This window comes from Chelativorans sp. ZYF759 (assembly GCF_012911015.1).
In the GTDB taxonomy this organism is placed as follows: domain Bacteria; phylum Pseudomonadota; class Alphaproteobacteria; order Rhizobiales; family Rhizobiaceae; genus ZYF759.
This window is the reverse complement of record NZ_WVVV01000003.1, coordinates 97,871-110,588: the sequence shown is the minus strand read 5'-3', so window position 1 is coordinate 110,588 and position 12,718 is coordinate 97,871. Positions and strand designations below refer to the sequence as shown.

The window sequence follows — 12,718 nt, the reverse complement described above, 5'->3', positions numbered from 1 at the left end:
TCCGCACGATATACCGCGCCATCCCTCAAGCCTTGCGCCGGCGCCGATCCTTGCCTAAGCCCGGGGCGCGACCATGCAGCCAGTGCCCAGCCGATGACGGGAAGCCCATGAGCCTCGAATTCAGGACCGCCTTCGATCCCGCCCATGGCCAGGCGGTGCCGGTCGCGCCGGGGGTCGTGCGGGTCACCTCGCCCAATGCCTCGGCCTTCACCTTCCACGGCACCAACAGCTATATCGTCGGCACCGACACGCTGGCCGTAATCGACCCCGGCCCCGACAGCCCCGCCCATCTCGACGCGCTGATGGAAGCGATCGCCGGGCGGCCGGTCTCGCACATTTTCGTCAGCCACACCCATGTCGACCATTCCCCCCTCGCCGCCGGACTGAAGGCGAAGACGGGCGCGATCATCTGCGCGGAGGGACCCCACCGTGCGGCGCGCGCGCTGCATCTGGGTGAAATCAACCCGCTCGACGCGAGCGCCGATACCGCCTTCCAGCCCGACCGCGCGCTTGCCGACGAGGCGTGCGTCGCGGGCGACGGCTGGACGCTCAGGGCCATCCACACGCCGGGCCACACCGCCAACCACTGCGTGTTCGCGCTGGAGGGGACCGGCATTCTCTTCTCGGCCGATCATGTCATGGCCTGGGCGACCTCGATCGTGGCCCCGCCCGACGGCGCGATGGCCGATTACATGGCCTCGCTCGACCGCATGCTGGAACGCGACGACAGCCTATATCTGCCCGGCCATGGCGGACGCCTGGAAAAGCCGCAATCCTTCCTGCGCGGGCTCAAGGCCCATCGTCGGATGCGCGAGCGCGCCATTCTGGAGCGCGTGCGCGCGGGCGACCGCACCATCCCCGACATGGTCGGGGCGATCTACCGCGACACCGATCCGCGGCTGCACGGGGCGGCCGCGCTGTCGGTGCTCGCCCATCTGGAGGATCTGGTCGGCAAGGCCATGGTCGCCTGCGAGGGCGAGCCCAGCCTGTCGGCGGTCTACCACCCGGCCTGAAACTAGCCGGCCGGCATCACCGGAAAGGCCTCGATCTCCTCGTCCAGCCTTTCGAGGAAATCCGTGATGCGGCGCGCATTGTCGCCCATGTCGTGGTCGCCGTAGCGCGAGGCCGAACGCAGGTCGACCTGGGTCCTGCCCGCCCGCTCGCGCAGGCGGATGGCGACGTCCGAAACGAAGCCGAAAACCAGCGTGCGGGCCTCGGCCTCGATGGTCACGCCCGAGCCCTCCATGCGCGGGTCCGGCAGGCGCGTGGCGCGCCAGCCCTCGCGCTCGATGAGCCGGCGCACCGCCTGCTCCACGATCGTGCGCTCCCGCTCATAGCGCCGTCCCGTCACGGCGGGATAATGGATCCGCTGCAACTCGGCGGCTTCCGGCGGGATCGGCGCCACCGGGTTCATCATCCCCGAACGCGCCCTCTCCGCCTGGCGCAGCGCCGGCGGGTCCGCAAGGTCGGTGGAGACGTCGGAGATCATCGGGTGGGTAAGCCACAAAACCGTGCCGATCGCGAAGGGCGAAAGCGTGGCGAGCGCCAGGAAGGCTGCTGCGAAGGCGCGGCCGATGCCGATCTCGTCGACCTGCCACAGGCGCGCAAGTGCGGCGAAAGCGACGCACAGGGCAAGGATCGCCAGAAGCGCCACCAGGCCCAAGACGACCAGAAAGGGCATCGTCTCGATCAGTTCGAAGCGATGGGAAGCGCCAGCCACGACGAGCAGCGCCAGCGCGAAGCTCGCCAGCCGCCAGGCCCAGCGCGCGCGCCGCGATTCCCGCTGGAAAGGGTATGCCACCATGAATGAGACCGCCGTACCGCCGCCTTGCTCAAAACCGTCCTTAGACGGTCGCGCCGGCCGGGTCAAAGCGGCCGGCGCCATGCCCGGCCAGCGGAGGTGGCGCGGCCGGGTCCGGCGTCAGGCAGCAGGCTTGCGGCCTGACGGGCGAGCGCGCGCCTGCCACGCGCCCCCCTTGCCCGCCATCGCCATCTGGAAAGAACCAGGCGCCATGGCGGGCAAGGGTCAGGCTCACATTCGGTTCGCCGTCGGCGTCAGTGGGCGATCATCTCGCTGACGATCTCGTCCGCGCTCAGCGAGGACGGGTAATAGGTCGGCCAGTTGGTGACCTCTTCGAGCAGCGCCGCGCGGTCGTCGCCCCAATAGAGGTGATAGTGGTCGGCCGCGGCGGGCGCGATCTTGTGGTCGCTGAACTGGATGTATTGCGGCGCCGCTTCGTCGCCTTCGGTCTTGCTGAAGATGAAACGCACGCCCCGATTGCCCCGCGCATAGGTCAGGATCTCGTAGCCGTCGCTTTCATAGACGCCCTCGACCACTTCCCCGCCCTCGTGGAACGTCACCACGTCACCGTCGATGACGATGCGGTCGACATTGGTCTGGTAGCCGATCTCGTAATAGGCCCGGTATTCCCCTGCGGACTGGTCGCCATGCTCGGCCTTGTGCGCCATCACCGGGTCGAGCGTGCCATCCTGCAGATAGGGATAGACGGACTGCCAGTCGCCTTCCCAGTCGGTCAGCGGCCGGGCCTCGATCTGGCTGTCGTCGAAATAGCCCTTGTAGATCTGGTCGTCGTCATGGGCATGGGCATGGCCATCGTCATGGTCGTGGCCATGGTCGCTTTCGGTCGTCTGCGATTCGGCGCGGGCGTCCTGGGCCGCCACGGGCAGGGCAATGAAGGCAAGGCCCGCGGCCGCGATGGCGAGATACTTGATGATGAGCGTACGCATTCTGATGTCCTCGTGCTGATACGATGTGTATGTAATGTTATTACATACAGCGCGTACCTAGCCGAACACCGCGCGTGGCGCAACCGGCTCCGGCAAATGCCTGTTGGCACAGGCGATCGCCCGGAGGCCTCCGGGCGCCATGCTGGGTCGAGGGGTGCGATTGACGGGCCCCCGCCCTGCTGCGGCTGGCGCCCTCAGGCCGCCGGCAGGACGTGGTCGCGGAACTGTTCGCGCAGCGTGGTCTTCTGGATCTTGCCGGTCGCCGTGTGGGGGATCTCGTCGACGAAGGCGACGTCGTCGGGCAGCCACCATTTGGCGACCTTGCCCTCCAGATAGGCGATCAGGTCGGCCTTGGTCGGCGTGCGCCCGGCCTTGGCCACCACGACCAGCAGCGGGCGCTCGTCCCATTTGGGATGCGCGACGCCGATGACGGCGGCTTCCGCCACGTCCGGGTGCCCGACGGCCAGGTTTTCGAGTTCGATGGTCGAGATCCACTCGCCGCCCGACTTGATGACGTCCTTGGCCCGGTCGGTGATCTGCATGAAGCCTTCCGCGTCGATATGGGCGACGTCGCCGGTGTCGAACCAGCCCTCCTCGTCGAACTGTTCCGCGCCCGCGCCGCCATAATAGGCTTTCGCCACCGCCGGGCCGCGCACTTTCAGCCGGCCGAAGGTCCTGCCGTCCCAGGGCAGCTCGCGGTTCTCGTCGTCGGTGACCTTCATCTCGACGCCGAAGGGCGGGAAACCCTGTTTCTGCTTGACGTCGAGCCGCGCCTCGCCCGCCAGCCCGTCATGCTCGGGCTTGAGCGTGCCGAGCGTGCCCAGCGGGCTCATCTCGGTCATGCCCCAGGCGTGGATCACCTCGACGCCGTAATCGGCCTCGAATTTCCGCGTCATGGCGCGCGGGCAGGCCGAGCCGCCGATCACCACCTTGTTGAGATGCGGCAGCTTCCTGCCCGTCTCCTCCAGGTGGTTCAGCAGCATCAGCCACACGGTCGGCACGGCGGCGGTGAAGCTCACGCGCTCGGTGTCGAGCAGTTCCCAGATCGCCGCGCCATCCATGCGCGGGCCGGGCATGACCAGCGTCGCCCCGATCATCGGCGCGCTCTGGGCGAGGCCCCAGGCATTGGCGTGGAACATCGGCACCACCGGCATGACCACGTCGCGGCACGAAATCCCCATCGCGTCGGGCATGCAGGCGATCATGGCGTGGAGAACGTTGGAGCGGTGCGAATAGACCACGCCCTTCGGGTTGCCCGTCGTGCCCGAGGTGTAGCACATGCCGCAGGCAGCCCCCTCCTCGAGCGTCACCCAGGCGAAATCGCCGTCCGCCCCCTTCAGCCATTCCTCATAGGCAACCGCATTTTCCAGCGAGGTCTGCGGCATGTGGGCCGCGTCGGTGAAGACGATCACCTTCTCGATCGAGGGCACCTGCGGCACGATCGCCTCGGCCAGCGCCATGAAGGAGAGGTCCACGAACAGCACCCGGTCGCCCGCATCCTTCATGATCCAGGCGATCTGGTCGGGAAACAGGCGCGGGTTGAGCGTGTGGTAGACCCCGCCCATGCCCATGATGCCGTACCAGGCCTCCAGGTGCCGCCCCGTGTTCCAGGCGAGCGTGGCGATCCGGTCGCCTTCGCCGTAACCTTGGCGGGCAAGCAGCTGCGCCACTTTCAGCGCCCGCGCCCGCACGGCGGCGTAGGTCGTGCGCTCGATCGGCCCCTCCACCGAACGCGAGACGATCTCGCGCCCCCCGTGCTGCCTGGCGGCATGGTCGAGTATCTTGTGGCACAGTAGCGGCCAGTCCTGCATCAGTCCGTGCATGCATCTCCTCCCAAAGATCGGCGCGCCCAATCTCCGATCAAAGTGGCGCCTTGGCAAGCCATGCGCCCGCCCCTATTGCCCGGCCCCCTCTTCCGCCGCCGCGTCCTCGTCCTCCTCTTCCTCGTCGAAGCGCCAGGGCAGTTTTTCCTCCACCTCGTATGGCGAAAGGCCGAGCACCTCGACGGCCAGCCGCCGCGCCTCTTCGAGCGCCAGATAGGCGATACGCTCCTCGATATTGCGGTAGATCTCGGCCAGTTCTTCGTCGCCCTTCTTCTGCTCCTGCCGCATCTCCTCGCGCGCCATGTCGGCGATGCGCTCCGAGAGCGCCACCAGGCTGGAAAGCGCCGTGATCTGCCGCGTCTCCAGCGGCTGGCCGGCCTCGACCTTGCGCAGGATCGCCTCGGTGCGCCTGGTCAGGACCGCGCCGATGCGCGCGATGCGCGCGGCGGGCGGCTCGTCGGGCCAGGGCTCCAGTTCGGCCTCCTCCTCCGCTGCCGCGACGGCGGGGGCTGCCTCCTCATCGACATCGACCTCCTCGCCGGCCTTCAGCCGCCGCGAAAGCTCCTGCACCCAGGCCTGCGCCCGGCGCACCTTGCCGAAACGGTAGTCGACCGAAGCCCACCCGTCCTCCAGCGCCCGATGCGCGACGGTGGTCTGGTGCACCCCCATGACGCCCGCGATCCGCGCATGCGTGGCCGCAAGCCCCTCGCTGATCGACCGGGCGGACGCCCATTGCTGATCGGTGATGTTGCGCGACATGAAACCCTCCTGAGGCAAAAACGCCCGGCGGGAGTGCCGGGGTGGGAGGGATTATCGCGGAGGTGGGAGGGGGGTGGATAAGTGGGGGAACGAAGACCCAGCAGAGAAGGCTGGACAAGGGGCCGGAAGCAGTCCGCCCCATGTCGACCGCCTCAAGGCAGCGCTCTGCTCCTGACGCGGGCGGCCGTGCGAACCTCTCCGCAACGGCCCCCGCCGGCCGGCGGCCCCTCCCCCGGACGCCGGCCGTATGGTTTTGGGGCGGGGTGGGCCGTTGCTGATCCGCCTCATCGCGAGACATGAACAGAAGTTGCATCTTGATTCACGATCTGCCGGCAGCCTCATCGCAGACGTCTTCGAATCCCAGCTTCCATGTCTTCACGGGATGCTTCGCGCTCGTAGGTCCGAACCATGCCCATCAGCAGAGTCGAGGAAACAAATGGATGAGAATATTGCAAAGCGACAGCCCAGCCGCGATATTTTTGGGCAAGCTCCCGCTCCTGATTGCCCCCCTCGCCCCGCCAGACCACACCGCGTGCGTTATACAGTCCTGTATGTGCTCCCTCTGAGATCCTTTCCGACTGGATGTCCTCCATTACCTGTCGAACAGGTTCGCAGGGCCACACACCGTCGCTTCCTACCGGAGCGCTCGAAAGCAATTTTCCCAGGCAAACATCGCCGATGTCTCCCCGGCCCAGATCTGCGCAAGCGTCACGGACGGTCTTTGTCCATGCGGCGAGCCTGCCGGCCTGCCGATCTTCAGGCTCATCCTGTCCCGGTATTCTCTCAAGGGCGTCGAGCAACCTATACCCGCGCTCGGCAAAGTGCTGGCGGTTTTCAGGCGCCACCCGAAATTCCTGCGGATCCTCCCCTCCATCCTTGCGCTTGTAGGCCCAGACGACAGCCTGCACGAACATCCCGGGTTGATCCTCAATGTACTTTTCGAGATTGACGATCCCATGTCTCTGCCTGCTTGACCAAGGGCGAGCGAGAGCGTCCAAATAGGCGAATTCCAGTTCCGCCTTCTGCTCTAAGGTGACTTCGGAAGCACCATCGAGTGCTCGAAAGGCCTCCTCAACACTATATTGCTCCACTTGGTACTGCCCGGCCTTGTCCTTGCTATCCCCCGCCATCGCCTTCAAGACACGATAGAGAATCGATGGCTGGAGTTTTGATGGCTTATAGCGGACGCATGAAAAGGCCGCTCGCGGTCGCTCTGCCGCCAGCAGGCGTTCTATTGCCTCGCTATTCTCATCATCGGAATCATGTATCCAATCGGGCGATACCTCGGTCCAATAAAGTTCCTTTTCGGATTGATTGAGCGTGTCCGCAAGTTCCCATGTACTTCGGCAGAACGGGGCCAACAGCAGCAACCTGGCGGCTTCTTCGCCGGACAGCTGCTCTGTCAGGCTACGAACGAGAGCCTTACGCTTTTCAGAATCGCGAATTGCATGAAGGGCTCCTGAAACCAGATTCCTATCTGTCCAAGATTCCGAATTGAGCATTAATTGAAACGCAGCCAAAAGAACCTTAGGAAGCTCAGGCTCCGGGATGAGATCGGTTGCGAGCAACCAGCCGATTTGCCACGCTGCACTGCCCCGCTTGGCCAATTCGAAGATCCCGCTTACGCCACGGTCCTGAAACACCTCGCGTAAGGCAGTTGCGCGCAATTGCCTGATCCGCTCGTCGCGCTTTCGGTAGTCGAAATCTTCTTCCTCGAGCTCATCCGCCGATTCCTGGACCCATGCTTCACGAAATAGCCAGTGATGGCGGTTCAGTAGGTTCGCTGGCTCCAACTCCGCATACGCGGCTTGTGCATCTGCCGTCATAATGGCTCGTCCGGTTGTCCCCGCTCGCCGGATGCCGCGACGCGACATTAGCGTCACGCGAATCTTTTCACGAACTGCCGCCCTCTCGTCATCAGATGCGTCTGTTGCCCATGACCTCACGATGTCCCAGACCTTGATGCGCGAGCCGTCATCAAGGTCATGAATGCACTCGATGAGATCGCACAACATTTTCATCGAATAGTGCGGCCAGTCGAGGACCATACGCAGCATCTCAAGCCTGAACGCGATGATCGGCCCCCATGTTGGAAGAGGTTCCCCGTAGCCAAAGCCATCCGTCCGCCAGCGCGGTTTATGGCTGTAGTCTCCCATTTGTCCGCGAGTATCGATTTGCTCAATGCAGATCTTCCACGCGACGCCCGGATGCCTCTCCGCGAGAGTCTTCATGAGTCCAACGCGGTCATCGTGACTGGCCGCCGTCTGAGGCATCCAGGCCCTAAAGATCGCACCCAACGAATGGGTCGGCTTGTTTATCCAGTTGTCATTGATCTCAACTTCTGCGAGCCGCGCAAGAATTCGGGCGGCACGAGGAAGTGTGGCCGGATTCCACGACAGGTCCTCCAAGGCCCAGAGCAAGCCGGTGCGGCTCGGATGGCTGCCGAAAAGACCAGAATCGACGGGGCGAAGAAGGCCGAGTACCATGGGATCTGCAGACTTCAGATCGCGTTCGATGATGGTGAGAAACGCATTGGGCGCGGCCTCGGCGTAGGTGGGCAGATCGCGATCGTTCGCCTCTAGTTTTCGCAAGGTGAGAGGTGCTGGCAAAAGGTCATGCACAAGGCGTTCCGCTTCGAACTCCAGATCTTTCCCGAGACGGCTCTTGAAGAGCGTGTTTCCATGAACCGCCAACAACACCAGCGTTTCAGAAAAACCCTCGCGAAAAGCGGCCGAAAAATCCCGCGCCTTGCCATGAATGGACGCCGCCCACCGTTCGCTTTCGGGAAGATCAAGTGCCGGATCGTCCTCGCCGAGCACCATTCGCGCAATCGAAAAATAGCGATCCAAATCATTGGCCGTGATGGAGCTTGCTATTGCGAACAGCAGGTCGATTTTTGAGATAACACCTCGATAGGTTCCGATAGTCCAAATCGGCGCATCATTGAGCTGCGCCAGCTCAAGGCATTCCTTTTCGAGGGTCTCGTACGAGACATCGTTGGAGAGCAGGGAAAGAGCCTCCCTGTCCGTTTCGTTGGCGGAGTTCCAGGTGCCAACAAACAGGAACGGCACGAGACGTGCCGCTGTAGTCGGTTCGGCCCATTCGGGTGTGCGTACGGCAGGAACCGTCGAAAGACGCCGGCGCAAGACGGTCAGGGATCGCCCCGACTCGTTATCAAGCCGGTTGGCATCGTCCCTGCTGTAACCCATTTCTTCGAGAGCGGCGCGAAAAGTCTCGTAGCTCGCGGGCTCAAGGACGATGTGCGGCTCCACCGCGGCGTTGCGCGGATACACAACTATTGTGTGCAATGCCCGGGCGAATGGAGCCAGTTCTCGCTCTGCCTCGCGGCTCGCCACCACCGCAATGAAACTCTGCGTGCTCTGCGCTAGCCGTGGCAGGACACCTGGCACATCGAATATCAAAACTTGATCTCGATAAGCAGCCAGCTCATCGCCACCGCTTTGCCCGAACAGCTGTGACAGCAACGCTAATGCTTCACCGGTGGAATCGGCGGCTATGACCGTTGGTCCATCCGGCTCTTTGGTGAGCCGAGAGTGCATCGTGCGTTTTGCCGCGTCGATGCCTGACTTGAACAACGTCGCTGACAAAGGAGGCGTCGTCACCGAGGCCCAGTCAGCCCAGCATTTGTCCAGAGAGCGGACACCTTCCGAAGGATGGTGCGTTTCATTTGCGAACCAAGCCTGGGCGGCAAGTGACTGCTCCAGCCACTGTTCCAGGTCCTGTGCATCATAGGCGCGCACATCCTTCCACTGTCCTTTGGATTTTGCGTCGGCTGTCCACGTCGTTTTGCCTGACCACGCTCTCGGTGTGACGAAGATGAAGGTCATCGTCATGCGCTCAGACTTGCTGAGAGCCTTAATGCTTTTGGCAAAGTCACCGTCTGCCTTGCGCTTGATGTCTTGGCTTACACCGATCTCCCAGCCCGAAATGCCTGCCGGGATCCATCGCGTACCTTCCGTCGTCTCTACGAACCCGTCCCAGCCGGGGCGCTCCGCATCGTCGTTACCGGGGAAATCTACCTTGGTTAGTCTGATCCCTGTTGAATTGACCAAGGTACGCAGAAACACCGAAAAGCGCGTGCGGGCTGAGATGTTTCTAACCGCCCAATCCTCGATGTTATTCCGCGTGAAGGCAAGAAATGGAGGCACATACGCCGTAGCGCTGGACTGCGCACCTTTCAATCTGGCGGCCGCCGCATCGTAGGATGCCTGCATATCGAGCAGGTCCTGTGCCGGAATCTTAAATGCCCGCTCGATCCGCGCAGCCATTTCGGCAGTGGCCGCCGCCTTGCCATTGAGGAAATTCGATACGTTCGGCCTACTGACATCGAGGAGCTTGGCCGCTTGGGTCACTGAAATCGATTTAGGGTTTAGAACGAACTCGCGCACATATTGGCCAGGATGTGGGGGGGCTTCTGCTTTGGCTGACGTCGCGCGCTTGACCATTCGCTGCTTCCTCTTCTGTTGAGAAAAAGTAGCGATTTGTAATGTGTAATGCAACACATTACACGGCAGCGGGCGCACTGCTCGATGCGCCGTTCCCCCACCCCGGACCTGCGGTCCGACCCTCCCCACAAGGGGGAGGGTAACCCTCACCCCTTCCCCAAAGCCGCCTGCGCCGCCGCCAATCTGGCGATCGGCACCCGGAACGGCGAACACGACACATAATCCAGCCCCGTCTTCTCGCAGAATGCGATCGAGGCCGGGTCGCCGCCATGCTCGCCGCAGATGCCGAGTTTCAGGTCGGGCCGCGTCTCGCGGCCGCGGGTGGCGGCCATCTCGACCAGTTCGCCCACGCCCTCGAGATCGAGCGAGACGAACGGGTCCTGCTCGATCACCCCGCGCAGGCGGTAGGTTTCGAGGAAATTGGCGGCGTCGTCGCGGGAAATGCCGAACGTCGTCTGGGTGAGGTCGTTGGTGCCGAAGGAGAAGAAATCGGCGGCCTGCGCGATCTCGCGGGCGCGAAGGGCCGCGCGCGGCAATTCGATCATGGTGCCGACCAGATAGTCGATATGGGTGCCGGTCTCCTCCATCACGGTCTTCGCCACCTGGTCGATACGCGCCTTGACGAAATCGAGCTCGGATTTCAGCCCCACCAGCGGCACCATGATCTCGGGCACCACCGGGTCGCCGGTCTTCTTGGCCGCCTCGGCCGCCGCCTCGAAGATCGCGCGCGCCTGCATCTCGGCGATCTCGGGATAGGAGATCGCCAGCCGGCAGCCGCGATGGCCGAGCATCGGGTTGAATTCGTGCAGCGCCTCGGTGCGCTGGCCGAGTTTTTCGGCCGAGATCCCCATCGCGGCCGCCACTTCGGCGATCTCTTCCTCGCCATGCGGCAGGAATTCGTGCAGCGGCGGGTCGAGCAGGCGGATGGTGACGGGCAGGCCCGCCATGATCTCGAACAGTTCCGCGAAATCGCCGCGCTGCATGGGCAGCAGTTTTGCGAGTGCCGCGCGGCGGCCCTCTTCCGTGTCGGCCACGATCATCTCGCGCATGGCCAGAATCCGCTCGCCCTCGAAGAACATGTGCTCGGTGCGGCAAAGCCCGATGCCTTCGGCCCCGAAGGAGCGGGCCACGCGGGCATCGGCCGGCGTGTCGGCATTGGTGCGCACCTTCATGCGGCGCGCGCCATCCGCCCATTCCATGATGGCGGCGAAATCGCCGGAGAGTTCGGGGCGCAGCATGGCGACCGCGCCTTCCAGCACCTGGCCCGCGCCGCCGTCGATGGTGATGACGTCGCCCTTTCTGAGCGTCTTTCCGGCCGCCAGCAGCGTGCCGTTCTTCTGGTCGACGCGGAGTGAGCCCGCGCCCGACACGCAGGGCTTGCCCATGCCGCGCGCCACCACGGCCGCGTGGCTGGTCATGCCGCCGCGCGTGGTGAGAATCCCTTCGGCGGCGTGCATGCCGTGAATGTCCTCCGGGCTCGTCTCGACACGCACCAGGATGACGGCGCGGCCCTGGCGCTTCATCTCCTCGGCCTCGTCGGGCGAAAACACGATCTCGCCGGTGGCCGCGCCGGGCGAAGCGGGCAGGCCGCGGCCGATCACCTGGCGCTCCGCCTTCGGGTCGATGGTCGGGTGGAGCAGCTGGTCGAGCGAAGCCGGGTCGATGCGGCAGACCGCCTCCTCGCGCGAAATCAGCCCCTCGCCCGCCATGTCGACGGCGATCCTGAGCGCCGCCTTCGCCGTGCGCTTGCCCGAGCGGGTCTGGAGCATCCACAATTTGCCCTTCTCGACGGTGAATTCGAGGTCCTGCATGTCGCGGTAATGGCCTTCCAGCCGGTCGGCGATCGACACCAGCTCGCGAAAGGCCTGCGGCATCAGCTTTTCCAGCGACGGCTTGTCGGAGCCCGCCTCGATGCGGGCCTTTTCCGTGATGTTCTGCGGCGTGCGGATGCCGGCCACCACGTCTTCCCCTTGAGCATTGACCAGGAACTCGCCGTAAAGCGCCTTCTCGCCCGTCGAGGGATTGCGCGTGAACGCAACCCCCGTCGCCGACGTCTCGCCCATATTCCCGAACACCATGGCCTGGACATTCACCGCCGTCCCCCACGAGGCGGAGATATTGTGGATGCGGCGGTAGGTGACGGCGCGCGGGTTCATCCAGCTGGAGAAGACGGCGCCGATGGCGCCCCACAGCTGTTCCTTGGGGTCCTGCGGAAAGGGCCTGCCCAGTTCCTCCTCGATCCGCCCCTTGTAGAGGGAGATGACCCCTTTCCAGTCGTCGGCCGACATCTCCGTGTCCTGCTCGTAGCCGCGGTCGGCGCGGGCGTCCTCCAGGATCTCCTCGAACATCTCGTGATCGAGGCCGAGCACCACGTTGGAATACATCTGGATGAAGCGGCGGTAGCTGTCCTGGGCGAAACGTTCGTCGGCGGAACCGGCGGCCAGAGCGGCGACCGTCTCGTCATTGAGGCCGAGATTGAGCACGGTGTCCATCATGCCCGGCATGGAGGCCCGGCTGCCCGACCGCACGGAGACCAGGAGGAGGTCGCCGGCGTCGCCGAAACGCCCGCCAGCGATCTCGCCGATCCGGGCAAGCGCGGCATCCACTTGTGCCGCGAGACCCTCGGGATAGGCGTTGCCATTGGCAAAGAACCAGGTGCAGGCCTCGGTCGTGATGGTGAAGCCCGGTGGCACCGGCAGGCCCAGCGAACTCATCTCCGCGAGATTGGCGCCCTTGCCGCCCAGAAGCGCGCGATCTTCCGCGCTGCCGTCCGCCGAACCGCCACCGAAGCCGTAAACCCATTTTGCCATGTCGTCCTCCGCAAAAGGATGGCTTGGCGATAGCGGAAAACGCGAAGCGTCTCCACCCGCATTTGATGCAATGCAGCAATAAATCCCGATTCTGCCGGCCGGAACATCTGCC

Annotated in this window: 8 protein-coding genes; 1 reads left to right on the top strand and 7 read right to left on the bottom strand. The window is 64.2% G+C overall.

All coding sequences use genetic code 11. The features are described from left to right. Nucleotides 1-107 precede the first annotated feature (107 nt). Entirely contained in the window at nucleotides 108-1,013 is a 906-nt protein-coding gene (locus GRZ55_RS06675) for an MBL fold metallo-hydrolase (RefSeq protein ID WP_169286136.1), read from the top strand. A 2-nt stretch (nucleotides 1,014-1,015) separates the two neighbouring features. On the opposite strand, the gene GRZ55_RS06670 is transcribed toward GRZ55_RS06675, so the two are convergent. The 7 genes from GRZ55_RS06670 to ppdK all read right to left on the bottom strand — a co-directional run bounded on the left by GRZ55_RS06670 (nucleotide 1,016) and on the right by ppdK (nucleotide 12,606). After that, nucleotides 1,016-1,804, bottom strand: a complete 789-nt coding sequence (locus tag GRZ55_RS06670) for a DUF1499 domain-containing protein (protein WP_169286135.1) — start codon at nucleotides 1,802-1,804, stop codon at nucleotides 1,016-1,018. 40 nt (nucleotides 1,805-1,844) lie between these two features. After that, entirely contained in the window at nucleotides 1,845-2,036 is a 192-nt protein-coding gene (locus tag GRZ55_RS06665) for a hypothetical protein (protein WP_169286134.1), read from the bottom strand. A 19-nt stretch (nucleotides 2,037-2,055) separates the two neighbouring features. Further along, nucleotides 2,056-2,748 carry a metal-binding protein ZinT gene (locus tag GRZ55_RS06660; RefSeq protein ID WP_169286133.1) on the bottom strand — a complete coding sequence of 231 codons (693 nt, stop codon included), beginning with the start codon at nucleotides 2,746-2,748 and terminating at the stop codon, nucleotides 2,056-2,058. Between the two features lie 194 nt (nucleotides 2,749-2,942). Beyond that, complete coding sequence (locus GRZ55_RS06655; RefSeq protein ID WP_169286132.1) at nucleotides 2,943-4,571, bottom strand: long-chain-fatty-acid--CoA ligase; 1,629 nt, start codon at nucleotides 4,569-4,571, stop codon at nucleotides 2,943-2,945. Nucleotides 4,572-4,643: 72 nt separating this feature from the next. Beyond that, nucleotides 4,644-5,330 (bottom strand): hypothetical protein, encoded by a 687-nt coding sequence (locus GRZ55_RS06650; RefSeq protein ID WP_169286131.1) that lies wholly within the window; start codon nucleotides 5,328-5,330, stop codon nucleotides 4,644-4,646. Nucleotides 5,331-5,668: 338 nt separating this feature from the next. Further along, nucleotides 5,669-9,796 carry a HigA family addiction module antitoxin gene (locus GRZ55_RS06645; RefSeq protein WP_169286130.1) on the bottom strand — a complete coding sequence of 1,376 codons (4,128 nt, stop codon included), beginning with the start codon at nucleotides 9,794-9,796 and terminating at the stop codon, nucleotides 5,669-5,671. Nucleotides 9,797-9,942: 146 nt separating this feature from the next. After that, on the bottom strand, nucleotides 9,943-12,606 hold the full coding sequence (ppdK, locus tag GRZ55_RS06640; RefSeq protein ID WP_169286129.1) for a pyruvate, phosphate dikinase: 2,664 nt from the start codon (nucleotides 12,604-12,606) through the stop codon (nucleotides 9,943-9,945). Nucleotides 12,607-12,718 lie beyond the last annotated feature (112 nt).